At 71.7% G+C, this 23,185-nt stretch carries 25 protein-coding genes; 10 read left to right on the top strand and 15 right to left on the bottom strand.

What is annotated here, in order from left to right:
• The first annotated feature begins 76 nt into the window (after positions 1–76).
• Entirely contained in the window at positions 77–1,759 is a 1,683-nt protein-coding gene (locus ACZZ9K_RS10430; protein WP_138802160.1) for a CBM35 domain-containing protein, read from the top strand.
• Positions 1,760–1,852: 93 nt separating this feature from the next.
• On the opposite strand, the gene ACZZ9K_RS10425 is transcribed toward ACZZ9K_RS10430, so the two are convergent.
• On the bottom strand, positions 1,853–2,248 hold the full coding sequence (locus ACZZ9K_RS10425) for a MerR family transcriptional regulator (protein WP_138802159.1): 396 nt from the start codon (positions 2,246–2,248) through the stop codon (positions 1,853–1,855).
• A 95-nt stretch (positions 2,249–2,343) separates the two neighbouring features.
• On the opposite strand from ACZZ9K_RS10425, the gene ACZZ9K_RS10420 reads away from it, so the two are divergent.
• Positions 2,344–3,045, top strand: a complete 702-nt coding sequence (locus tag ACZZ9K_RS10420) for an SDR family oxidoreductase (RefSeq protein WP_463444001.1) — start codon at positions 2,344–2,346, stop codon at positions 3,043–3,045.
• 121 nt (positions 3,046–3,166) lie between these two features.
• A complete protein-coding gene (locus ACZZ9K_RS10415) occupies positions 3,167–4,168 on the top strand; it encodes a matrixin family metalloprotease (RefSeq protein WP_463444000.1) in 1,002 nt (333 codons plus the stop codon).
• 89 nt (positions 4,169–4,257) lie between these two features.
• Here the strand turns inward: ACZZ9K_RS10415 and ACZZ9K_RS10410 are convergent, their stop codons facing one another.
• Positions 4,258–4,908: an NAD(P)H-binding protein gene (locus ACZZ9K_RS10410; protein WP_138802156.1), complete on the bottom strand. Its 651-nt coding sequence runs from the start codon at positions 4,906–4,908 to the stop codon at positions 4,258–4,260.
• A gap of 151 nt (positions 4,909–5,059) precedes the next feature.
• Between ACZZ9K_RS10410 and ACZZ9K_RS10405 the strand changes: the two genes are divergently transcribed.
• From ACZZ9K_RS10405 to ACZZ9K_RS10390, 4 genes are all read left to right on the top strand, one after another.
• Complete coding sequence (locus ACZZ9K_RS10405; RefSeq protein WP_051597019.1) at positions 5,060–5,545, top strand: DUF4126 family protein; 486 nt, start codon at positions 5,060–5,062, stop codon at positions 5,543–5,545.
• A gap of 160 nt (positions 5,546–5,705) precedes the next feature.
• Positions 5,706–6,677 carry an NAD-dependent epimerase/dehydratase family protein gene (locus tag ACZZ9K_RS10400; RefSeq protein WP_463443999.1) on the top strand — a complete coding sequence of 324 codons (972 nt, stop codon included), beginning with the start codon at positions 5,706–5,708 and terminating at the stop codon, positions 6,675–6,677.
• A gap of 80 nt (positions 6,678–6,757) precedes the next feature.
• Positions 6,758–7,141 (top strand): hypothetical protein, encoded by a 384-nt coding sequence (locus tag ACZZ9K_RS10395; protein WP_440227009.1) that lies wholly within the window; start codon positions 6,758–6,760, stop codon positions 7,139–7,141.
• On the top strand, positions 7,138–7,473 hold the full coding sequence (locus tag ACZZ9K_RS10390; RefSeq protein WP_110865336.1) for a helix-turn-helix domain-containing protein: 336 nt from the start codon (positions 7,138–7,140) through the stop codon (positions 7,471–7,473). Before ACZZ9K_RS10395 ends, ACZZ9K_RS10390 begins: the two co-directional genes overlap by 4 nt.
• 1 nt (position 7,474) lies before the next feature.
• Here ACZZ9K_RS10390 and ACZZ9K_RS10385 read toward each other — a convergent pair whose 3' ends face one another.
• The 4 genes from ACZZ9K_RS10385 to ACZZ9K_RS10370 are packed head-to-tail and all read right to left on the bottom strand — an operon-like array spanning position 7,475 to position 10,541.
• Positions 7,475–8,668, bottom strand: a complete 1,194-nt coding sequence (locus tag ACZZ9K_RS10385) for an MFS transporter (RefSeq protein ID WP_111056481.1) — start codon at positions 8,666–8,668, stop codon at positions 7,475–7,477.
• Positions 8,665–9,363 (bottom strand): carboxymuconolactone decarboxylase family protein, encoded by a 699-nt coding sequence (locus tag ACZZ9K_RS10380; RefSeq protein WP_463443998.1) that lies wholly within the window; start codon positions 9,361–9,363, stop codon positions 8,665–8,667. The genes ACZZ9K_RS10385 and ACZZ9K_RS10380 overlap by 4 nt, the downstream gene beginning before the upstream one ends.
• A 60-nt stretch (positions 9,364–9,423) precedes the next feature.
• Positions 9,424–9,627, bottom strand: coding sequence for a hypothetical protein (locus ACZZ9K_RS10375; protein ID WP_027466866.1), 204 nt, complete (start codon positions 9,625–9,627; stop codon positions 9,424–9,426).
• The gene (locus ACZZ9K_RS10370) at positions 9,624–10,541 is read right to left on the bottom strand and encodes a helix-turn-helix transcriptional regulator (protein WP_463443997.1); all 918 of its coding nucleotides are present in this window, start codon (positions 10,539–10,541) and stop codon (positions 9,624–9,626) included. Before ACZZ9K_RS10370 ends, ACZZ9K_RS10375 begins: the two co-directional genes overlap by 4 nt.
• Positions 10,542–10,627: 86 nt before the next feature.
• On the opposite strand from ACZZ9K_RS10370, the gene ACZZ9K_RS10365 reads away from it, so the two are divergent.
• Positions 10,628–11,512, top strand: coding sequence for an aldo/keto reductase (locus ACZZ9K_RS10365; protein ID WP_463443996.1), 885 nt, complete (start codon positions 10,628–10,630; stop codon positions 11,510–11,512).
• A gap of 140 nt (positions 11,513–11,652) precedes the next feature.
• Here ACZZ9K_RS10365 and ACZZ9K_RS10360 read toward each other — a convergent pair whose 3' ends face one another.
• Together ACZZ9K_RS10360 and ACZZ9K_RS10355 are read right to left on the bottom strand one after the other, a co-directional pair.
• Positions 11,653–12,531 carry a helix-turn-helix transcriptional regulator gene (locus ACZZ9K_RS10360; RefSeq protein WP_301602414.1) on the bottom strand — a complete coding sequence of 293 codons (879 nt, stop codon included), beginning with the start codon at positions 12,529–12,531 and terminating at the stop codon, positions 11,653–11,655.
• A 55-nt stretch (positions 12,532–12,586) separates the two neighbouring features.
• On the bottom strand, positions 12,587–13,744 hold the full coding sequence (locus ACZZ9K_RS10355) for a PQQ-dependent sugar dehydrogenase (RefSeq protein ID WP_463443995.1): 1,158 nt from the start codon (positions 13,742–13,744) through the stop codon (positions 12,587–12,589).
• A gap of 110 nt (positions 13,745–13,854) precedes the next feature.
• Between ACZZ9K_RS10355 and ACZZ9K_RS10350 the strand changes: the two genes are divergently transcribed.
• Both ACZZ9K_RS10350 and ACZZ9K_RS10345 read left to right on the top strand, forming a co-directional pair.
• The gene (locus ACZZ9K_RS10350; protein ID WP_463443994.1) at positions 13,855–14,253 is read left to right on the top strand and encodes a (R)-mandelonitrile lyase; all 399 of its coding nucleotides are present in this window, start codon (positions 13,855–13,857) and stop codon (positions 14,251–14,253) included.
• The gene (locus tag ACZZ9K_RS10345; RefSeq protein WP_027466861.1) at positions 14,250–14,921 is read left to right on the top strand and encodes an SDR family NAD(P)-dependent oxidoreductase; all 672 of its coding nucleotides are present in this window, start codon (positions 14,250–14,252) and stop codon (positions 14,919–14,921) included. Before ACZZ9K_RS10350 ends, ACZZ9K_RS10345 begins: the two co-directional genes overlap by 4 nt.
• Before the next feature lie 122 nt (positions 14,922–15,043).
• On the opposite strand, the gene ACZZ9K_RS10340 is transcribed toward ACZZ9K_RS10345, so the two are convergent.
• The 7 genes from ACZZ9K_RS10340 to ACZZ9K_RS10310 form a co-directional block, all read right to left on the bottom strand.
• Complete coding sequence (locus ACZZ9K_RS10340; RefSeq protein ID WP_463443993.1) at positions 15,044–17,866, bottom strand: ABC transporter permease; 2,823 nt, start codon at positions 17,864–17,866, stop codon at positions 15,044–15,046.
• On the bottom strand, positions 17,863–18,591 hold the full coding sequence (locus ACZZ9K_RS10335) for an ABC transporter ATP-binding protein (RefSeq protein WP_138802144.1): 729 nt from the start codon (positions 18,589–18,591) through the stop codon (positions 17,863–17,865). The genes ACZZ9K_RS10340 and ACZZ9K_RS10335 overlap by 4 nt, the downstream gene beginning before the upstream one ends.
• Positions 18,588–19,211, bottom strand: a complete 624-nt coding sequence (locus tag ACZZ9K_RS10330) for a PadR family transcriptional regulator (RefSeq protein ID WP_463443992.1) — start codon at positions 19,209–19,211, stop codon at positions 18,588–18,590. The genes ACZZ9K_RS10335 and ACZZ9K_RS10330 overlap by 4 nt, the downstream gene beginning before the upstream one ends.
• A 132-nt stretch (positions 19,212–19,343) precedes the next feature.
• Positions 19,344–20,225, bottom strand: coding sequence for an aldo/keto reductase (locus ACZZ9K_RS10325; protein ID WP_027466858.1), 882 nt, complete (start codon positions 20,223–20,225; stop codon positions 19,344–19,346).
• A 74-nt stretch (positions 20,226–20,299) separates the two neighbouring features.
• Positions 20,300–20,887, bottom strand: coding sequence for a YdeI/OmpD-associated family protein (locus ACZZ9K_RS10320; protein WP_463443991.1), 588 nt, complete (start codon positions 20,885–20,887; stop codon positions 20,300–20,302).
• 52 nt (positions 20,888–20,939) lie between these two features.
• Positions 20,940–22,511: an FAD-binding oxidoreductase gene (locus ACZZ9K_RS10315; protein ID WP_463443990.1), complete on the bottom strand. Its 1,572-nt coding sequence runs from the start codon at positions 22,509–22,511 to the stop codon at positions 20,940–20,942.
• A 9-nt stretch (positions 22,512–22,520) separates the two neighbouring features.
• Positions 22,521–23,066, bottom strand: a complete 546-nt coding sequence (locus ACZZ9K_RS10310; protein WP_110892909.1) for an acyl-CoA thioesterase — start codon at positions 23,064–23,066, stop codon at positions 22,521–22,523.
• Positions 23,067–23,185: the final 119 nt, after the last annotated feature.

Raw genomic sequence — 23,185 nt, 5'->3', positions numbered from 1 at the left:
GCGCGGGTCGGGTCGGACCCGCGCCTCCAGTCCGCCTCCGCGCACCACCACCGCACCACCAACCGAACGGAGCACCATGTCCCTCCGCCTCGGCGCCGCTCCGGCGCCTCGTCGACGCCGAACGCTCGCGCTCGTCGTCACCGCTGCCGCCGCCGCGGCAGCCCTCGTCGCCGGCGTCGCCGGCCCCCTCCCCGCTCAGGCGGTCACGACCGGCAACGGAGCCCTCGTGTACTCGCCGGCAGCGGGTTCCTCGTTCAACCCCGAGGGCGGCCGCGCTGCCGGTACCACCTACGCGAAGAACATCGTCCTGAAGAACAGCGGATCGGCCAACGGCCAGCAGTTCGTCACCTTCGACCAGCTCGTGCTCGAGAACGGCGTGCAGGTCTACCCGATCTACCGGAGCACGGACAACGGCACCTCGTGGAGCCGCGTCGCCACGGTCAAGCCGAGCACGCAGTTCCCGACGCTCACCCGCACCGCGCAGCCCTCGCTGTACGAGACCCCGATCCAGCTCGGCACGATGCCGGCCGGCACACTGCTGCTGAGCGGCATGATCATGCCCACCGACCGCTCGAGCAGCCGACTGGTCATGTACAAGAGCCTCGACCACGGGCTGACCTGGTCCTTCGTGAGCACCGTCGACACCGGCGGTCCGGCCACGTACGACCCGAGCCCGACCTCGACGACCTCGACGGTGTGGGAGCCGTCCGTCGCCGTCGACGCGAACGGCGGGCTGGTCACCTACTTCTCGGACGAGCGGCAGAAGGCGAACAACGTCCTGCAGGCCGTCAGCTACCGGCGCTCGACGGACGGTGGCCTGACCTGGGGCGGCCTGGTCAACGTGTCCGCACCGACCAACAAGAGCGACCGTCCGGGCATGATCACGGTGACGCGGATCCCGAACGGCAACTACGTGGCGACGTTCGAGGTCGTCAACCGGCCGAGCCAGACGAACAACACGGCGCCGGTGTACTTCAAGACCTCACCGGACGGCCTGAACTGGAGCCCCGAGACGAGCATCGGCACCAAGATCGCGCTGCCGGACGGCCGTGGGGTCGGGTCGTCGCCCGAGGTGCGCTGGGTCCCGACCGCCGGCAACGCCAACGGCATGATCGTCGTCTCGTCCAAGTGGTCCCTCGACAGTGCGGGCAACATCGACGGTGGCCAGAACTTCGTCGTGAACCGCAACCAGGGCACGGGTTCGTGGGAGCAGCTCCCGTACGCGGTGACGTACGACGCACGGGACGCCGAGGGCGGGACGTTCAGCGGCTTCGCCCAGGGCTTCGACTCGAGCGCCGACGGCAAGACGCTGTACCAGGCGACGAACGTCGAGAACCTCACCACCACCTACAACGACGTGCGGGTCGGGTCGATCCCGATCAACGCGCAGCGGTACGAGGCCGAGTCTGCGGTCCGGAACGACACGAGCACCGTCACGCAGGCCGACGCCGTCGGCGGCGCGAAGGTCGGCAACATCAACAACGCGACGAGTTCCGTGCAGTTCACGGTGCAGGCCGCGACCGCGGGGACGTACACGGTGAACGTCCGGTACGACAACGGCACGGGTGCGACGAGCACCCACGCGCTCGCGGTCAACGGGACCTCGGCCGGTTCGGTCAGCTACGCGCCGACCGTCAACTGGGGCCGGTTCGGATGGGCGCAGAAGACGGTCACCCTGAAGGCCGGCGCGAACACGCTCACCTTCACCAAGGGGACCGGGTTCGCCGAGCTGGACCAGATCCAGGTGTTCCAGCCCTGACGCCGCACCTGCGGCCCTGGTCGTGACCAGGACGCGGACTGGAGGCCCGTGGCGGACCCGCCACGGGCCTCCCGTCCGTCCGGGTGCCGCGTCTCAGGCCGCGACCGGCTCCGCAGGCCGGTCACGCAGCGCCGGGCAGTGCTCGGCGGTCGGGTGCTCGGTGATCGCGATGACCTGGTCGAGCCGCCCCCGGACCGCCTCGAGCTCGGCCAGCTGCGCGGTGATCCGGTCCCGCTCCGCGAGGAGCAGTGCGAACGACTCCGGCGTCGACTCCCCACGGTCGACGCAGGGCAGCAGCTGCACGATCGTGCGGCTCGCGAGCCCGGCGGCGAACAGCTGCTGCACGAGCTGGACCCGCTCGACGGCTGCGTCCGTGTAGATCCGCTGCCCGCTCGCGGTGCGCGACGCGGTGAGCAGTCCCTGCTCCTCGTAGTACCGCAGCGAGCGGACGCTGACGCCGGTCTCGGCCGCGAGGTCGCCGATGCGCATGTGTGCTCCGATCCGGGCTTGCCCCTGACATGAATGTGAGGTCTTAGCGTAGCCGAGCCGCTGCAGGAGACACCCGCGCGGCAGGAGGAGACACCATGGACATCGCTGGATCGGTCGCACTCGTCACCGGCTCGAACCGCGGCATCGGACGCCGCTTCGCCCTGGAGCTGCTGGAGCGCGGGGCGTCGAAGGTCTACGCGACCGCACGCCGCCCCGAACTCGTCGACGTCGAGGGCGTCGTCGCGCTGCCCCTCGACATCACCGACCAGGCCTCGGTCGACGCGGTGGCCGCCGCCGCGGGCGACGTGACGCTGCTCGTGAACAACGCCGGCATCTCGACGCAGGGCTCCCTGGTGACCGACGACCTGACCATCGTACGGAAGGCCATGGACACCCACTTCTGGGGCAGCCTGTCGATGATCCGCGCCTTCGCGCCGGTGATCGAGCGGAACGGCGGCGGCGCGATCGTCAACGTGCTGTCGGCACTGTCCTGGTTCGCGGCGCCCGGCGCCGGTGGCTACGCCGCGGCGAAGGCGGCCGAGTGGAACATGACGAACGCCGTCCGCCTGGAGCTCGCCGACCGGGGCATCAGCGTGCAGGGACTCCACCTCGGTGCGGCCGACACCGACATGATGGGCGACTACGACGGCCCGAAGACGGACCCGACGGACGTGGCCCGTGCGGCACTCGACGGTGTGGAGCGCGGCGCGGCCGAGGTGCTGGTCGACGACTGGAGCCGGATGGTGAAGGCGTCCCTCGCCGACGCACCGGAGCGCTTCTACTCACAGATGGCCTGAGCGCCGCCCCTGACTGGGGGCGTGTCCCCGCAGCGCAGTCCTGGACCCGGTGCGGGGTCATCGGCGAGCATGGATCCCGATCAGGAGCGGGGGCCACGTGGCCTGCCGCTGGAAGGGAACCATGCGTCCTGTCAGGAACGCGCTGAGCACCGGGGCGATCGTCGCGATCCTCGCCGGTCTCACATTGACCGCAGCACCCGCCCAGGCGGCGACCCAGGCGGCGACCCCGGGGGCCGGCACGAGCTGCGCCCCCGGGACCCTGTCCGTGCAGACGCTCGAGAGCGGCTGCACGGCGACCTCCGGCACGGTCGTGACGCCCGACGGACGCACCTTCGCACTCCCCGCTCCGGGTGAGAGCGTGATGGCGAGCAGCACCTCGGCACCGGGCGCACCCGAGCTCGCCGACATCGTCGTCGCGAACAACGGGGCAGCGGGCGTCGCGGTCCGCGTCGACGAGGAATGGCGCGGGTCCGCCCCCGCCGTGCAGCAGGAGCGCGCGCAGGGCCAGGCCGCCACGGCGACGTCGAGTGCCGCGACCGCCGCGACCACGAAGTGCACGAGCACCGCGTGGAAGCCGGCCGGGAGCCCCGGCTACCGTTGGCCGGGCACCGTGCAGTGGTACTACAACGAAACCGGCCAGAAGTCGACGTACGCCAAGGACGCGCTGCGCAAGGCCGCGACCACGTGGACCGGGAAGATCGCGGCGTGCAGCCGCACCGTGACGTCGACCGCGAGCAACACCTACCTGCGTCTCGCCAAGCAGGCGCCGAACTTCACCGCGAGCGGCGGCTGCGCGTCGAGCAACGGCTACAACGTGATGGGCTGGGGGAAGCTCCCCTCCGGCACCCTCGGCGTCACGTGCGTCTGGTACGACGGCGACGGCAACGCCCGTGAGGCCGACCAGCGCTACGCCACCGGCTTCCAGTGGAGCTCGACGGCCACCTGCTCGGGCACGCGCTTCGACACCCAGGCTGTCGCGACGCACGAGTGGGGCCACCTGTACGGACTGGGGCACGTCGACTCCGGCACCGGCCAGGTCATGAAGCCGTCCGGCGGGTACTGCGACCTCGGTGGGCGCGCGCTCGGCCGCGGCGACATGACGGGCATCTCGACGCTCTACTGAGCTCGACGCCCTGCAGACACACTGACGGGGTCGTGGCGGAGAACCGCCGCGACCCCGTCCGTGTCTGTCTGTGGGTCTGGAGGTCCCGGTCAGACCGCGTCGGCGCGCAGGAACTCCGCCACCGGCGTCGACCCGGTGTTGAACCGGAAGGTGTTGCCGGCCGTGCCGGGGTTCTCGACCACGTCGGCGACCACGTGCGCCACGTCACCGCGCGGCACCTCGGTCGACGAGCCGTCCCAGTCGACGGAACCGGTCGGCTCGTCGTCGGTCAGGGTGCTCGGCGCGACGATCGTCCACTGCAGCCCGGAGTCGCGGAGCACGGCGTCGGCGATCATCTTCGACTGCGCGTACGCGAAGAAGTCCTGGTCCTGGGGGATCCCGTGGTCGAGCTGCGACCCGGACCACGACACCATCACGTAGCGGTCGACGCCGGCCTGCTTCGCCCCCTGGATCGACAGCACCGCAGCGTCGCGGTCGATGGCCCAGGTCCGGTCGACGGAACCGCCACCGGCACCGGCCGACCACACCACGGCGTCATGCCCGCGGATCAGTTCGGCGAAGTCGTTCAGGGACTGCTGCTGGATGTCCGCGACGTGCGGTTCGCCGCCGTGCGCCCGGATCTCGTCGGACTGGTCGGCGTTCCGGATGACGGAGGTGACCGTGTGTCCGCGCTCGGACAGGATGCGGGTGGCGAGGAGTGCGACCTTGCCGTGGCCGCCGAGGACGATGACGTTGCTCATGCGCCGGACGCTACTCGGGGAGGCTCCGTACCCGGGGAACGCCGGACGTCCGCTCGGCGATCGCCGGACGTCCGCCCGGCGATCGCTCGCGATGCTCGGAACACGCGAGGTCACCGTGCGTACCGTCGGGGGCAACACGACAGGAGTCACGATGAGCAAGCAGCACGAGCAGCACACCCTGGTCCGCACCCTGGTCCTCGGCATCATGAGCGGCGGCCGGAGCGCCACCCCGCTCGCCGTCCTCGCACTGAACCACGACCGGTCCTCGCTGAAGGGTTCGTGGCAGCAGTGGAAGGTCTTCAGCACCCCGGTCGGCCGCGGGCTGCTCGTGGCCTCCGCCGTCGGTGAGCTCATCGGCGACAAGCTGCCGAAGACCCCGAACCGCATCGCCCCCTCGGCGCTGCTCGGACGTGTCGCGTCCGGTGCCCTCGCCGGTGCCGCCCTCGGCACCACGGGCAAGCGCGACCTGCGGATCGAGGGCGCGATCCTCGGTGGCGTCGGTGCCCTCGTCGGCAGCTTCGTCGGCTGGGGTGTGCGCAAGGCCCTCGGGGGCGCCGGCCTGCCCGACCCCGTCGTCGCGCTCGCCGAGGACGCCGCGACCATCGCCGGCTCCGTGAAGGTCATCACCGCCGACTGAGCGTGGCGGGCGCGCTGCGCTTGCTCGCTGCGGTCGCTGCGGTCGCTGCGGTCGCTGCGCGGGCTGCGGGCGCGCTTCGTGAGCAGGAACGGTCGGGTCGCACCGCCGCACCCGACCGTTCCTGCTCACGATCCGCACGCCTCGGCCTACGGTGGCCACCATGCACATCGTCGTCATCGGAGCCACCGGCCACATCGGCTCGTTCCTCGTCCCCCGTCTCGTCCGCTCGGGGCACCGCGTTGTCGCCGTCACGCGCGGCACGAGCACCCCCTACGCCGACGCCCCGGAGTGGCAGCAGGTCGAACGGATCACCGCCGACCGCGAGCAGGAGGACCGCGACGGCACCTTCGGCAGCCGCATCGCCGCGCTCGGTGCCGACGCCGTCGTCGACCTCGTCTGCTTCACCGAGTCCTCGGCCGCAGCGCTGGTCGACGCGCTCCGCGGCACCGGCACGCACCTGGTGCACTGCGGTTCGATCTGGCGCGCCGGTGTCTCGCACGTGCTGCCGATCACCGAGCAGAACGCCACGCCGCCGTTCGGCGACTACGGCGTCCAGAAGGACGCCATCGCCCGGATGCTCAAAGAAGAAACCGCATCAGGCGGTTTGGTCAGGACGTCGCTGCACCCCGGTCACATCAGCGGTCCGGGCTGGACGCCGATCGGTCCGCTCGGCAACCTCGACACCTCGGTGCTGACGAAGCTGTCCGCCGGCGAACCGCTCGAGGTCCCCGGTCTCGGCGCCGAGACGATGGCCCACGTGCACGCCGACGACGTCGCGCAGGCGTTCCAGCTCGCGGTCGAGCACCGCGATGCGGCGGCGGGAGAGGACTTCTTCGTCACGGCTCCGACGGCGCTCACCGCGCGCGGGTACGCCCACCTGGCAGCGTCGTGGTTCGGCCAGGAGGCCCGGCTCGACTCCGTCACCTGGGACCGGTTCCGCGAGACCACGGCTCCGGAACACGCTGACGCCAGCTGGGAGCACCTGTCCCGCAGCCAGGTCTTCAGCACCGAGAAGGCGAGTCGTCTGCTCGGCTACGCGCCGGCGTTCACCGCCGAGGAGACCGTGCTGGACGCCGTGCGCTGGCTCGTCGACCACGGTGAGCTCGAGGTCACGAACCCCCTGGTCCGCTGAGCCCCGGGGTCTGAGCCATGCGGAACCCCTTGCGGATGTTATTAGTTGCAGCTATTATGAGTTGTGGGTAATGTCAGCGCATGGAGATCGACTGGCCGCGCGAGTTCAACGACCAGCTCGATCGTCTCGAGGCCGACACGAGCCCGCGTGGACGGAAGCGCCTGCAGCTCCTGACGTTCATGCTGAAGCGACTCCGAGATCTCGAGGAGGCACCGGTCCAGGACACGGCGATGATCAAGCGGGTCCGCCAGTCACGGAAGCACCTCGTGTGGCGTGTCTCGCATCCCTACGTTCCGGGTGTCGCCCTGCGCGTCATCTGCTGGTTCCCGCCCACTCAGGACCGGGTCGTCGTGGCGCTGTTCTCGGGCGACAAGGCATCGATGGGAGACGTCTTCTACGACACTGTGGGTACCCGAGCTGACCGACTGATCGACCACTGGCTCGACGAAACGAAGGAACGATGATGGGCAAGAAGGATTTCGTCCGCGGGAACGACCGCGTCGAGCGTCTCCTGAGGCAGCCGGACATCGCGGACGCTGTTGCCGCGCTCGAGACCGAGGCCGACGACCTGGACCGAGTCCACGCGATGAGCCTGGCGATGGTGCGTGAAGCGGGGAAGCGCACGCAAGCCGAGATCGCACACGAGCTCGGTATCAGTCAGGGGGCGGTGTCGCAGATGGAACGGCGCGAGGACATGTTGCTCTCCACTCTCCGGAGCTACATCACCGCGACCGGTGCCGAGAACCCACGCATCATCGTCACGGTCAACGGCCGTGACGTCGAGTTGGCGATCTGACTCAGGCCCGCTCCGGCTCGACCACGAGACCACGGTCCCGGTGCGCGACCCAGACCGTCGCGGCGAACCCCGCCAGCACCGCGGCGCCGATCGTGACCGCCGTCCAGCCCCCGGCATTCCACAGCACCGACGCCAGGGCAGAACCGATCGCGCCGCCGATGAAGTTCGAGGTGACGAACGCTGTGTTGAGCCGGCTCCGCGCGGCCGGGTCGACCGAGAAGAGCCGAGTCTGGTTGAGCACGTTCGCGGCCTGCACGGCGACGTCGAGCAGCAGCACGGCGAGCAGCACCACGACGATCGAGTGCGCACCGATCCCGGCGACGACCAGGGAGACGAGCAGGAGCACGATCGCTCCGCCGGTGACGGGTACCGACAACCCCCGGTCGTGCAGTCGCCCGACCCGCTGCGCAGCCACGGCACCCGCGAGCCCCACCAGGCCGACCAACCCGATGCTGCTGGTGGAGAAGTCGTAGGGGTCGCTGCTCAGCAGGAACGTCAGGGCGGTCCAGAACATCGTGAACACGGCGAACACCGACGAGCTGATCACCAGCGTGACCTGGACGGTCCGATGGGTCCGGACGGCTCGGAACACCGACAGGATGAGCTGCGGGTACGCCACCTTGCCACGGGCGTCGAGCTCGGGGATGGCCCGCCGCAGCAGCACGGCGAGGACGACCGCGACGACGGCGGCGAGCACGTAGATCGCGCGCCACCCGAACGCGTCCGCGACCAGGCCGCTGATCGTCCGCGACACGAGGATGCCGGTGAGCACACCGGACGCGATCGTGCCGACGACGCGTCCGCGCTGTGCGGGGTCGGCGAGGTCCCCGGCCAGCGGGATGAGGAGCTGCCCGGCGACCGTGGTGAGCCCGACCAACGCCAGGGCGACCAGGAGTGTCGCGAAGGTCGGTGCGATCGCGGCGAGCAGCAGCGCGACGGCGGAGGCGACGAGCACCCAGGGGATGAGGCGCCGGCGGTCGAGGACGTCCCCGAGCGGCACGACGAGCAGGATGCCGAGGGCGTAGCCGACCTGGGTGAGCGTGACGAGCAGCCCGGCGAGTGACGCCGAGGTGCCGAGCGACGATGCGATGTCGTCGAGCAGCGGCTGCGACCAGTACAGGTTGCCGACCGCTGCTCCCCCGGCGACGGCGAACAGCAGGGTCCGGCCCGTCGACATCGAGTGGTCCGTGCTCATGCTGCGGGTGCTCCCTCGTTCACGGCGGCCAGGGCGTTCAACGTGCGCGGGTAGCCGATGAGCGGGACGAGCACGGTCAGGACGTCCAGCATCTGCTGGCGGGTGTTCCCGACGTTCAGGTTGCCGGCCACGTGCCCCTGCACCTGCGCGTCGGCCCCGCCGAGCGCCGCGAGCAGCGCGAAGGTCAGGAGTTCACGGGTGGGCAGCGACAGGCCGTCCCGGCCGACGGTGTCCCCGAAGCAGTTGCCGGACAGGAACCGCTGGAAGTGCACGGCGTCCGCGGGGGCGTTCTCGTACATCGCGTCGACGCGGTCCGCACCGACGACGGAACCCTGCACGGCTCGACCACGCTCGAGCCGGTCCACCGGGGTCGTCGTCGACTGCCCGGGCAACGGCAGAGCGACCCCGCGGGCGACCAGCGCGGAATTGGTGATCGACAGGAAGTCGCCGACGCGTGCGGAGCCGACGTAGGCCACCGCCTGGTACACGATCTCCTTCGCTTCGGTGGGCGAGAGCGGGCCGTCGAGGGCCGCCTCCAGCAGGTCGCGGAACGCCGTCGGTGCCCCGGCCGCGATCGACGCACCGAGCTGGACGACCACGCGGTCGTGCTCGCTGAGTGATGCGTTCCGAAGGGTCTCGTCCACGAAGTCGGCGTGGTACCGGGCGAACTCGGGGTCGGTGTCGGCGAAGGTCATGTCCTCGACGCTAGGGCCGACCGCGGGGCCGTGACAGGTGCTGTCCTCCCCCCTCAGCCGTCACCGCCGACGGAACAGCTCCCCCAGGTGCCACGGCCCGGGCGCGAGCCGCACGGCTGCCTCGGCTCGAACCCGTTCCTCGAGCTCGCGGTCACGGGTGAGCTCGTGGATCTCCTGCTCGGCGCGCAGCCGGAACCGCAGTCGGCTGACGAACCCGGTCGACGGAGCCGTGATGACGGTCTCGACGGACTCGGTCTCGTTCACGCGTCCTCCGCCGCCGCCGCAGTGGAAGTGGAAGTGGCAGCCGACGCAGCCGCCGCACCGGTCGCACCGGTCGCGCTCGTCGCCGCGAGGTTCGCCAGCAGCTGCAGCCGTTCCTCGGACGCCGACCCGGGTTCCGTGCCGTACACGACCATGGTCAGCCCCGAGTCCGTGACGAGCTCCATCGTCTCGTAGCTCATGTCGAGATCGCCCACGTCCGGGTGGTGCACGCGCTTGACACCACTCCGGTGCCGCATCACGTCGTGTGCGGCCCAGCGCCGCCGGAACTCGTCACTGCGGGTGGAGAGTTCCCCGATCAGGTCGGTCAGTCCCTTGTCGTACGGCGAGCGGGCGGCCTCGGCGCGCAGGGCGGCGACCACGTCGCCGGCGACCGCGTCCCAGTCACGCCAGAACTGCTGGCCGCGCGGGTCGAGGAACGCGAAGCGCGCGGTGTTCGGGGTGCCGGCGGGCGAGAGGAACAGCGGCGAGTACACCGCGCGGGCGAGCGCGTTGCCGGCGAGGAAGTCGAACCGGCCGTTGCGGACCCAGGCGGGGGCGCTGATCGAGTCGAGCACCCGCTGCACGTTCGGCCGGACCTTCGACGTCGGGACCGTCCGGCGCGAGGCACCCGAAGCGTTCTGCAGACGGGCCAGGTCGAACAGGTGCGCGTGCTCGGCATCGTCGAGACGCAGTGCACGGGACAGCGACTCGAGGACGCTCTCGGAGACCCCGGTCAGGTTCCCGCGCTCGAGGCGGACGTAGTAGTCGACGCTCATCCCCGCGACCATCGCGAGCTCTTCGCGCCGCAGTCCCTTGACGCGGCGCACCCCACCGAAGTCGGGCAGACCGACCTGCTGCGGCGTGACCCGCTCGCGGCGTGTGCGGAGGAAGTCGCGCACTTCGCTTCTGGTGTCCATGCGTCCACGGTACGGCCGGCCGGGTGCCGCAAGCAGGGGTTGCTGGTACCCGTCAGCAGGGGGTCGGCGGTCGTAGCGTCGTCGGTATGGAGACAGTCACCCTGAACAACGGACTCGAGATCCCCGCCATCGGTTTCGGCGTGTTCCAGAGCGCCCCGGAGGAGACCGTGGACGCTGTCCGCACGGCCCTGGAGACCGGGTACCGCCACATCGACACCGCCGCCGCGTACGGCAACGAGCGCGAGGTCGGCGAGGGCATCCGCGCCTCGGGCGTCGACCGCGACGACATCGTGGTCGAGACCAAGATCTGGGTCTCGGACTACGGCTTCGACGAGACCCTGCACGCCTTCGACAAGGCGACCGGCAAGCTCGGCTTCGACACGATCGACGTGCTGATCCTGCACCAGCCCGCGCCGGACCGCTTCGAGCAGACCGTGCAGGCGTACCGGGCCCTCGAGCGCCTGTACGCCGACGGCCGGGTCCACGCGATCGGCGTGAGCAACTTCATGCCGCACCACCTGCGCTCCCTGCTCGACCAGTCCGACGTCATCCCGGCGCTCAACCAGGTCGAGCTGCACCCGTACTTCACCCAGCCGGACGTCCAGCGGGCCGACGCCGAGCACGGCATCCTCGACCAGGCGTGGTCCCCCATCGGCGGCATCACGTTCTACCCGGGCTGGGGCGACGAGCGGGTCAGCGTGATGGACGACCCGACGATCGGGTCGATCGCCGAGGCGCATGGCAGGACGCCGGCGCAGGTGATGCTCCGCTGGCACGTGCAGCAGGGGCGGAACGCGATCCCGAAGTCGACGAACCCCGGTCGCATCGCCGAGAACTTCGACGTCTTCGACTTCGCGCTGACGGACGACGAGCTCGCGCGGCTCGACGCCCTGGACACCGGCCGTCGCAACGGCCCGGACCCGGACGGGACGGACACGAGCCGGTTCGACCGGGTGATCCCGGAGATCTGACGCGACCACGAGCGGACGGGAGGCGCGGTGCCCGCCCGCGCCGTCCTCCCTCGCAGGCTCGGTCGGCGCGGCCCGCATGACGCTGGCGCGTCACCGCTGAGCGGGCCGCGCCCGTCAGTGGGGTGGTCGCCACCACCGCCTCAGGCGAGCTGGCGCGCCCGCTCCGCGATGCCCTCGGTCGCCGCCCACGAGGCGAGCATCCGCAGGGCGTCGGCTGTGGGGCTGCCCGGTGTCGCCGGGTAGATGGTGAGCGCGAGCCCCGGGTCCTCGGCGAGTTCGAGCGTCTGGAAGTGGAGTTCGAGCGGCCCCACGACGCTGTGCCGGAACGACTTCACGCCGGCGTAGTGGCGTCGGACGTCGTGCGCTGCCCAGAGGCCGCGGAAGTCGTCGCTCCGCATCGACAGCTCGCCGATCAGCGCAGCGAGGTCCTTGTCGTTCGGGGTCCGGCCCGCTTCGCGGCGCAGGATCGCGACGTTCGTGTGCGCGGCCCGCTGCCAGTCCTGGTAGAAGTTCCGCGCCTGCGGGTCCAGGAAGATGAAGCGCGAGAAGTTCATCGGCCGCGCCGGTGCCGCGACCAGGTCCGAGTGCATCGCGAAGCCGAGCGCGTTCGCGGCGACGATGTCCTGTCGGTTGTTGATGATCATCGCCGGGGCGTCCGTGACCACGTCGAGCAGGTACTGCAGCTCCGGTCGGACGGCAGCGACGGGCACGACACGACCGGCGCGACGCGGGGTCTCGTTCTGGTGCTGCGACAGGTCGCGCAGGTGCTCCTGCTCGGCGGGGTCGAGCTGCAGGGCCCGGCCGATGGCGTCGAGCACGCTGTCCGAGACCCCCTGCAGGTTGCCGCGCTCGAGCCGCGTGTAGTAGTCGATGCTGACGCCGGCCAGGCGTGCGACCTCTTCGCGACGCAGCCCGGTGACGCGACGCCGCGTGCCGAAGGTCTCGACGCCGGCCTGCTCGGGGGTGATGCGGGCGCGACGGCTGGAGAGGAAGTCGCGCGCTTCGTCGCGGTGGTTCATGCCGTCACGGTACTTCGCCCCGTCCGGCGCGAGCGAGGGGCTGCGGGAACCCCTTTCACGTGCGCGTGAACGGGACGGAGACGATCCGGTCGTCCCCGCTCGACGGCGTCCCGCGGCCGTCGGTGTTGTTCGTGACGAACCAGAGGGTGTCCGACGGGCCCTCGAGCACCGTGCGGATGCGCCCGAAGTCGCCCGCGAAGTACTCGGTCGCGGTGCCGGGGTCGTCGGCCGGGACCGCCCGGAGCACCTCGCCCCGCAGGTTCGCGATGAACACCGTGTCGTCGACGACGGCGAGGCCGCTGGGGGACGCCTCGTCGGTGGACCACTGCTGCACGGGGTCGACGAAGCCCTGGTCCTCGCCACCGGTGCCCTCGACCTCGGGCCAGCCGTAGTTCGACCCGGGCTCGATCACGTTGAGCTCGTCGTGGGTGTTCTCACCGAACTCCGACGCGAACATCGTGCCGTCCGACGACCACCCCATGCCCTGCACGTTGCGGTGCCCGAGGCTCCACACCGGCGACCCGTCGATCGGGTTGTCGGCGGGGACGTCGCCGTCCGGGGTGAGCCGCAGGATCTTGCCCGCGAGCGAGTCCTCGTCCTGCGCGTCCGTGCTCGCACCGGCGTCCCCGACGCTGGCGTAGAGCATGTCGTCGGGCCCGAACGCGATCCGGCCGCCGTCGTGGAACGTGTTCTTCGGCAGCCCGTCGATGATCGTCGTCGCGTCCCCGAGCCCCCACGACCCGGTGTCACCGGTCAGCTCGTACCGCTGGATCCGGTTGCCGTCGTCGGCCGTGGAGTACACGAACAGGTCGTCGTCGTGCAGCGCGAGCCCGAGCAGTCCGCCCTCGCCGCCGTGGCTGACACCGTCGACGGTGCCGACCTGGCGGGTGGTGCCGTCGGACCGCAGCTCGAGCACCCGGGCCGAGTCGCGCTCGCTGACCAGCGCGTCGCCGTCGTCACCCGTCAGGACCACCGACCAGGGAGCCTCCAGGCCGGTGACCACGTCGGTGGTGTCACCGTCGAGCGCCACTTGACCGGCCGACAGGTCGGCGGGCGCGGTCGCGCGCGCCGACGGCGAACCGCCCCGGTCGGATCCGTCCCGCTCTGCTCCGTCGCCGCTCGTGCAGGCGGTGAGGGCCAGTGCGGCGACGGCTGCGAGGCCGGCCAGCGACCAGAGGCGGCGGCTGCGGGGCGTTCCGGCGGGTGTGTCCACGATGATCCTCCCGGGGTCGTGGGTCGATCACACACGCTGCGTTCGGGAAACCCCTGAGGGGGTCTGACGGCACCTCCCGACGGTTCTCACGGCGGCCTACCGTCGTCGGCATGCAGATCGAACCGAAGCAGCCGACCGTCAAGAACCCGCCCGAGCAGTTCACCGGCGACGTGTACCTCGACGCCATCGCCTCGCCGAAGGAGCCCGGTCAGACGATGACCGTCGCCAAGGTCCGGTTCCTGCCCGGCGCCCGCACCGCGTGGCACTCGCACGCGAAGGGCCAGACCCTGCACGTCACCGAGGGCGTCGCGCGGATGGGCACCCGGGACGGCCACGTCATCGAGGTGCAGGCTGGACAGACCGTCTACACGCCCGCCGGCGAGGAGCACTGGCACGGCGCGACCCTCACCGACTCCATGGAACACCTCGCGATGCTCGAGGCCGCCGACGACCCGGCGACGACCACCACCTGGCTCGAGCACGTGAGCGACGAGGAGTACACCGCATGACCACCATCGCCATCGTCGGGGCCGGCAAGGGCCTCGGCCTCGCCGTCGCCGAGCGCTTCGCCCGTGAGGGCTTCGCCGTCGCCCTGATCTCCCGCAACCAGGACCGGCTGGACGGCCTCGCCGCCGAACTGCGCGAGCGCGGCCACACCGCAGCCGGGTTCGCCGCGAACGTCCGTGACGGGGACTCCCTGCGCACCGCACTCGAGCGCGCCACCGAGCAGCTCGGCCCCATCGAGGTGCTGCAGTACAGCCCGCTCCCCGCCAAGGAGTACATGCGCCCGGTGCTCGAGACCACGGCGGACGACCTGGTCGGCCCGATCGAGTTCTCGGTCTACGGCTCGGTCAACGCCGTCCGCCAGGTGCTGCCCGGCATGCGCGCGATCGGCCACGGCACGATCCTGTTCGTCAACGGCGGCAGCGCGGTCCGACCGGGCGCCCGCGTCACCGGCACGTCCGTCGCCTTCGCGGCCGAGAGCGCCTACGCGCAGCTCCTGCACGACGCCGTCCGCGACGAGGACGTCCACGTCGGCCAGCTCATCATCCCGTTCGGCATCGACGACGGGCAGCCCGAGCACTCCGGGGAGTCCATCGCCGACCGCCTGTGGGCGATCCACACGGAGCGCGGCGACTTCCGCACCTACGCGGAGGCGCTGCCCGAGCTCGCGTGAGCGCGGCGCTCGCCGCTTCGTGAGCAGGAATGGTCGGGTCCGGCACAGCGACCCGACCGTTCCTGCTCACCGTGTGACGGACGGGAGGCCCGTGGCGACGCCGCCACGGGCCTCCCGTGGCGTCAGTGCGCCCGTCGCACCGCCACCCGCCGCCGACCCCGCGAGGTCAGCCAGGCCCCGGCCGTCACCACGAGGGGCAGACCGATCGCGAGCAGGGCCAGCACCGGCCAGTCCGGCACGAAGGGCATGTGGTTCACCCCGACCGGACTCTCGGTGAACCGCAGGGTCAGGGCGCGGATCGGCAGGAGTCCGAGGAGCGTCCCGATCACCGAGCCGACCGTGGCCAGGATCGCCGCCTGCCACGTCGACACCCCGCGGCGCAGGCGTGGTGCGGCACCGATGGCGTCGAGCACCTCGTCGTCCCGCCGGCCGTCGGACCGTGCGAGTCCGATCGCGACCGCCGTCGCACCGATGGTGACGGCCGCCGCCAGTGCGAGCACGATCGCCCGGATGATCGCCTCGTTGTCGACCGGACCGGCTTCGTAGGTGAACGACGGGCCGCTCCACCGTGCACGGTCGTCGCCGCCGAAGCTCTGCCACGCCGAGCTCAGCTCGTCCCACTGGGCCGGCTGGATGTCGTGGGGCAGCGTCGTGACGAGCATGCCGTCGACCACCGGGACGCCGTACCGTTCGGCGGTCGCCTTCGTCATGAAGACGCCGACCTGGATCCGCGGGGTCTGCACGTCGAGCACGGCGGGGATGGAGACGCTGGCCGCCGGTCGGCTCCGCTCGGTGATGGGCTCGCTCTCCCACGTCCGGTCGTGGAAGGTGTCGACGCGGACCGCGCCGTCGTGGGCGTACTCCGGCCAGAGCGACACCGCGCGACCGCCCTCGAGCGCGCTCCGGACGGCGGCGGACGGCCGGTGCCCGGTGAGCACGGCGTAGTCGTCGACGGTCCCGGTCCAGATGTGCGGACTCGACGCGCTCGCCGTGTCCAGGTAGTACGAGCAGCTCGTCGTGTCGTTCGCGGGGCAGTCGTACGCGCTCCAGCGGTGCGGGATCGTGACGGTCGAGGGGGTGTCGCCCGGCTGCCCCTGGGCGACACCGAGCACCCGGATGCGGTCCTGGTCGAAGACCCCGGACACCACCTTCGCGGCGTGCGCCGTCAGCTCCGCGTCGTGGCGACCGGTACTGCCACCGTCCTTCGTCTCGGTCTGCACCTCGGCCGTCGCGACCCCGACCGCCGTGGAGTACTCGTAGCCACGGACGTACTGGGCCTGACTCGACGCACTCCACGTGATCACGACCGACGCCACGAACACGACGCTCATCACGCTCGCCAGCACCGGCACCGTGCGGACCGGGTTGCGGCGGGCGTCGCGGGCGGCGAGCCGTGCGGACAGCCCCGCGCGGGAAGTGAGCCGGGTGACCAGGGCGAGCAGCCACGGCGAGCAGATGGCGATCCCGAGCTGCATCAGGCACGGCCCGATCGCGACGCCGGCACCGACGACGTAGGCCCACCGGTCCTCCTGCACCGGGCGGTCGTTGAGCATGAGCACCCCGACACCGCACGCCAGCGTCATCACGGCGCCGAGGACCACGAGCAGCGGTCCCCAGATGCGCCGACGACGGCGGGCCGGACGGCTGACGGGCACCGGACGGAGCGAGCCCCGCAGCGCCGCGAGCACGTTGATCCGGGTGGCGGACCGTGCGGCGACGAGCGCGGAGACGAGTCCGGCGAGCACCCCGGCGGCGGCGATCGACAGCAGCAGGAGCGGCGGCACGTGCAAGCCGGGGAACGACACCACGTTGCCGTTGTCGACCAGCCGGAACGCGAGCACGCCGATCCCGGTGCCGGCGGCGACCCCGAGGACCGCGCCGACGAGCCCGAGCACCAGGCCCGACCCTGCGACGATCGTGCGGACGAACCGCTTGTCGCCGCCGACGCTCGTGACGATGGCGTACGAGCGGGTGTCCGCCCGGGTGCCGACCAGGAAAGCTGCCCCGGCGAGCAGGGCGACCTCGAACATCGCGAAGACGCCGAGCAACCCCATCGCCCCGAGGTACCAGCCGACTGTCGAGTTCAGCTGCCCACCGGGGAGCCGGGCGTCGGGCGGGTCGAGCACGACCGGACGCGACTGCACGATGATGCCGTGCGCGTTGAGCTGCCGGATCTCCGACCACGTCGGGGCGTCCGACGGCAGGTACACGGTGACGTCGTCGAGCCCGACGTCGTCGGTGGTGTCGGTCGTCGAGAGCGTCGTGCCCCAGGGCAGGAACACCCCCTGCGTCCCCGGGTCCGTCCCCAGGTCGGTCATGGTCCCGGTGATCGTGAAGCGCTTGGTGACCGGGTCGGTCAGGTCCACCGTGTCACCGATCCGCGCCCCGAGGCGGTCGAGCGTCGCCGGCGTGACCATGAGCTCGCTGCGCGTGGTCGGCCTGGAGCCGTCGAGCACGTGCCAGTGGCCCTCGAGCGACGGGTCCCAGACGCTGCCTTCCACCGCGGTCAGTCCGACGGGGCCGTGCGCACCCTGCACCACGACGGGCGTGCCGCCGACCGGGATCGCCAGCGCGCCGTCGGGCACGTGGGCCAGGACGTTCGCGAACGGTGAGTCCTCGTCCGACTTCGTGACGGGGCTGTTCCGCTTCGAGTCGGTGAACTGCCACTGCACCGGGTCCTGCACCATGCCGGGCAGGTCCGGGCCGGACACCCGCATCTGCGCCGATGCCTGGCCGAGGTCGTGGTCGAGCTGCTCGGTCACCGTGGGCTGCGTCGACTGCACCACGACGGCGACGGCGGCGAACCCGGCGGTGGGGATCCCGATGAGCGCGATGATCAGTGCCGCACGGCCCGCTTTCGCGAACGCCAGACGACGCCCCAGACGGAGCGCCGGTCGGAGGGCGAACGGCGTCCGGCCGGTCCCGGCACGCCGACCACGGCTCACGAGGCGGTCCGGTCCGTCAGCGCCGCCTCGACGCCCGAGTACACGGTCTCGTCGACCACCCGACCGTCGCGCAGGAACACGATGCGGTCCGCCCAGGCCGCGTGCCGGGCGTCGTGGGTCACCAGGAGGGCGCCGGCTCCGGCGTCGACGTGCCGACGGAGCATGCGGAGCACGACCTCGCCGGTCTGCGAGTCGAGGGCTCCGGTCGGCTCGTCGGCGAGCACGAGTCGACGCTCCCCGACCACGCCGCGGGCGATCGCGACGCGCTGCTGCTGGCCGCCGGACAGGTCGTCCGGGTAGGCGTCGGCGCGGTGCGACAGCTCGACGTTGTCCAGCGCGAGTTCCGCGGCGCGGCGGGCCTGCGAGGCCTTCCACCCGTCGAGCTCGAGCGGCAGTGCCACGTTCTCGACCGCGGTCAGCGAGGGGATCAGGTTGAAGTCCTGGAACACGAACCCGATGAGTCGGCGGCGCAGCGCTGCGAGCTCCTTGGCGGGACGGTCGGACACGAAGGAGCCGTCGATCAGCACCTCACCGCTCGTCGGCGGCAGCAGGGTGCCGGCGCAGGCGAGCAGCGTCGACTTGCCCGACCCCGAGGTGCCCATCACGGCCACCATCTCGCCACGCTCGACCCGCAGGTCGATACCGGCCAGGGCCGTGACGGCCTTCGCGCCGGAGCCGTAGTGCACGCTCACGGCGTCGAGCTGCAGGAGCGGTGCGGCGGTCACCGTGCGCTCCGCGCAGCGGCAGCGGCAGCGTCGGCACTGGCAGGCGCCGCTGGGTGCTCGTCCGGCCGGTACCGCGCGACACTCGACTCCACGTGGTCGAGCCAGCGCACCTCGGCCTCGGCCTGGAACACCATCGACTCGAGCACGAGCGACCACGCCAGGTCCGTCGACGGGTCGGTCGTCCGCTTCAGCCGCGTCAGGTCCTGCAGGTTCCGGATCGCGGCGCCGCGCTGCACCTGCACCAGCCGGGCGACGTCGACCCCGGGCACGGTCACGGCGAGGGCGAACTTGATCGCCAGCTCGTCGCGGCCACGCTTGGCCGGCACGGGCTCGCTGAACCAGCGCGCCACCTCGGCGCGACCCGCGTCCGTCGCCGTGTAGACGACGTGTCCGTCGTCGTCGGCGTCACCGCGGGCCACGAGGCCGTCGCGTTCCAGGCGGTCCAGGGTCGTGTAGACCTGGCCGATGTTCAGCGGCCAGCTCCCGCCGGTGCGGTGCTCGAACTCCCCCCGGAGCTGGTACCCGTAGCCGGGTCCCCCACCAGCAGCGCGAGTACGCCCATCCGAACGCTCATGACACTTCCCCTGTCCCGGGCCACCGTGGCCATACTGAGTATGCACATACCCGGTATGCCTGCGCAAGCACGGATCTGGACAGGGCGGGAAAACGGACGGGAGGCGCGGTGCCAGCTGGCACCGCGCCTCCCGTCCGACCGGTGGTCGCGTTCGCGACCCGTGGTCGCGTCCTCAGGGTCAGTGACCCAGCTTCGCCAGCTCCTCGAACTCGTCGTCGGTCAGCTCGACGGTGGCACCCGCGAGGTTGTCCTCCAGGTGCGCGACGCTCGACGTGCCGGGGATCGGCAGCATCACCGGGGAGCGCTTGAGCAGCCAGGCGAGCGCGAGCTGTGCCGGGGTGGCGCCCTTGCGCTCGGCGATCTCGGTGAGCGGCGAGTCCTCGCCGGTCAGGCCACCCGTCGCCAGGGGGAACCACGGGATGAAGCCGATGCCCTGCTCCTCGGACCAGTCGAGCAGCTCCTCGGCGTCACGCTTCTGCAGGTTGTACAGGTTCTGCACGGAGACGATCGTGGCGATCTCCTGCGCGGCCTTGACCTCGTCGACGGAGACCTCGGACAGGCCGATGTGGCGGATCTTGCCCTCGTCCTGCAGCTTCTTCAGCTCGCCGACCTGGTCCTCGAGCGGGACCTTCGGGTCGATGCGGTGCAGCTGGAACAGGTCGATGCGCTCGAGGCCCAGGCGGCGGAGGCTCATCTCCGCCTCTTGCCGGAGGTACTCCGGGCGGCCGACGGGCGGCCAGACGTTCGGGCCGGTGCGGGTGAGGCCGGCCTTCGTGGCGATGACGACGTCGTCGCCGTAGGGGTGCAGGGCCTCCTTGAGGAGCTCCTCGGCGACGTAGGGGCCGTACGAGTCGGCGGTGTCGAAGAAGTTCACGCCGAGCTCGACGGCGCGCTTGAGGACGCGGATCGCCTCGTCGTGGTCCTTCGGCGGTCCCCAGACGCCGGGACCGGTGAGCTGCATGGTGCCGTAGCCGAGCCGGTTGACCTCGAGGTCGCCGCCGATGCGGAAGGTGCCGGAGGACGCGGCCGGACGGTTCGTGGTGTCAGTGCCTGTGGTCATGTCCCCGGTCTACGCCCGGTGCGTTGCCGGTCCCTGAGTCGGTGTCCCCCGACCGCTCCCCGGGTTCGCAGGGTCTACGGACGGGTGGGCCGCGGGTACGGGGTCTCCCCGCGTTCGAGTCCGCCGACGAGCTTGGTGAGCCGGTTCGTCCGCACCGTGGCGTTCGGGGCGGTGGTGATGCGGTGCAGCACGGCGTACCGGTTCGTGGCGTCGAGTTCGGCGAACAGTGCGGCGGCTGCGGGGGCGGCGTCGAGCGCGGCCTGCAGGTCCTCGGGCACCGTGGCCGTGGCGGATCCGGCGTAGGCGCGGTCCCACCGGCCGTCACCCTTCGCGCGCTCGATCTCGGCGTGCCCGCGCTCCCGCACCCGTCCCTCGGCGATGAGCGCGGCGACCAGGCCGAGGTTCCGCTGCGACCACAGCGAGGCCTTCCGGCGCGGGGTGAACCGCTGACGGTAGGTCGTGTCGTCGCGACCGCGCCGCTGCCCGTCGATCCACCCGGAGCAGAGCGCCTCGTCGAGGGCCGTGTCGTAGGTCAGCGTCGTCGGTTCCGTGACGCCCTTCTTGGCGAGGACGAGCCACACCCCGTCGGGTTCGTGCTCGTGGTCGTCGAGCCAGGCGCGCCACGCGGCGACGTCCGGCAGCACCAGGTCGACGATGTCCATGCGGTCATCGTAGGACCGGCCGGCCGCGGGTCCGGCCCGAGACTCGCGTGCGTCAGACCCAGTGCGGCTGCGCGAGCACGCCCGCCGGGTCGGCCTGTTCGGCGATGCGGTGCAGGCGCGCGGTGTTGTCGCCGAAGTACACGGACGGGTCGGTGATCGATGCATCGCAGTAGTTCGCGTACGCCGCGTCGCCCCACGCCGGTCGCATCGCCTCCCGGAACCCCCGCACGTACGCATCGAACGGCGCGGGATCCGCCCCGTCCGCGAACACTGCCGTGTACTGCACGGTCATCAGCGCCGACCGCCAGGGGAAGGCCGAGTCCCCCGCGCCGACGTCCGCCACCGCGCCGCCGAGCGCGTCGAGCGCTACCCCACCCTCGAGGTTGCCCGTCACGTCACCCGCCGCGGCCGCCTGGGCGACGAGCACGTCGATCTGCGGGTCGGTGAGCTTCGCCGAGCCGATCGACGACGTCGCCGCCTCGGACACCCGCTGCGGCTTCCCCGCCAACGCCGACATCGCGGCACCGTAGGTGAGCACCCGCCCGGTGTGGGCGAGCGGCTTCGCGCCGGTGGCGGCGATGAAACCGTCGACGGAAGTGTCGGCCCCGGTCTTCGACCCCGTCCACACACCGGTCACGGTGACGGTCGGCGCGGTGTGCCGACTGCCGTTCAGCAGCTTCAGGGACGACCACAGCTTCCGGTCGGCGGTCGGTGCCCAGTCCTGCCAGGCACGCACCACGGCAGCGGCGGCCGACCACGCGAACGTGATCGTGAAGAGCAGGACGGGAGGCGCGGCGTGCGTCCGGAACGTCAGTGCGGTCACGACGCCGACGGTTCCACCGCCCCCGCCGCGGCAGGCCCAGAACAGGTCGGGTTCGCGGGACGTCGACACCCGGTGCACGGCTCCGTCCGGGGTGACGAGGGTTGCCCCCGTGAGCTGGTCGCAGGTCAACCCGAAGGACCGGACGAGGACGCCGACTCCACCACCCAGGGTCAGTCCGCCGATGCCGACCGTCGGGCACGAACCGGCGCCGATCGCCCGTCCGGCCTCCGCGAGCTCGGCGTACACGTCGCCGAGCCGGGCACCCGGGCCGATCGTGACGGTCCCGTCGTCGTGCAGGTCGATGCCGTCCAGGTCCTGCGTGCTGATGACCAGCGATCGCGGCACGCCGGTGCCGGATGCCCCTCCCGCCGACCACCCCGTGTACGAGTGCCCGCCGGCCCGGAGCGCCACCGGCGTCGAGGTGGTCCGGGCGAAGGCGAGGCCGGCCTGCACGTCCGCGGTGTCCGCCGCCCGCAGGATCCCCCGCGGGTCGGCGTCGTCGAAGCGCGGGTTCTCGAGCACGCGGGCGTCGTCCCACCCCGCGGCGCCGGAGCGCAGCACGGCGCCGGACACCGCGGCGGCCAGCGCATCCCACGAGTCCGGGCCGCGGTCCGGGGAAGCGCTCGGTGCAGGGTCCGGGGTCTGCGAGCGCGTCGGGGCGGCGCTCGGTGACCGGCTGGGCTCGGGCCCCGGCCTGCTGCAGGCGGCGAGGATGCCGGCGACACCGAGACCGACGCCGCCGGCGATGAGCGTGCGGCGCGAGGTGGCGGTCGTCCGGTGGGAGCCTGCTGGTTCGGTCACCGGACCTGTCTACGCCGCACCGCTGCTGATCCGGGTCGCACTCGCCCAGTCGTGCACCCAGTCGGGCACGGTCAGGTCGCGGTCCGCGCCACCCGCCGCCTCGAGCAGGTCCGCGGTCGGCACGGTCCCGCCGGAACGCCGCAGGAACCGGGCCTGCACCACGGCGCGGGCCATCACGGCACCCTGTCGCACGAACGTCTGCTCCAGGTACACGGCACGGTCGTCGACCCCGAGCACGTGGGTGCGGAGCTCGAACCGCTGCCCGAGCGTCAGCGACCGCTTGTACGTGATCGTCTGCGCCGAGACGACGGGGTACCAGCCGTGCTCGGCCAGCGCGGCCCAGTAGCCGGAGCGGAGCATCAGGTCGAGCCGACCGAGGTCGAGCATCGACAGGTACTTGCCGTTGTTGACGTGTCGCAGCGGGTCGAGGTCGGTCGGGACCACCCGGAACGGCGTCCGCACCTCGTCCCAGAGCGACGCCCGGCGGCGCCCACCGACCCGAGCGCGCAGACGGGTGCGCAGCTGCAGCAGGAGCAGTCGGAAGTACAGGTTCACGGGACGATCACACCAGTGCGCGGACCAATCGTGCGAGCACCTTGGAGGAACCTCACGAAGCGCGCGGCCGTCCGCCGACACACCACCAGCCGCTCCCGACAATCGGCGGGCGGTGGGGT

The organism is Curtobacterium sp. AC268, assembly GCF_979258745.1.
The sequence above is the reverse complement of the archived record's forward strand: the minus strand, read 5'-3'. Positions and strand labels throughout refer to the sequence as shown.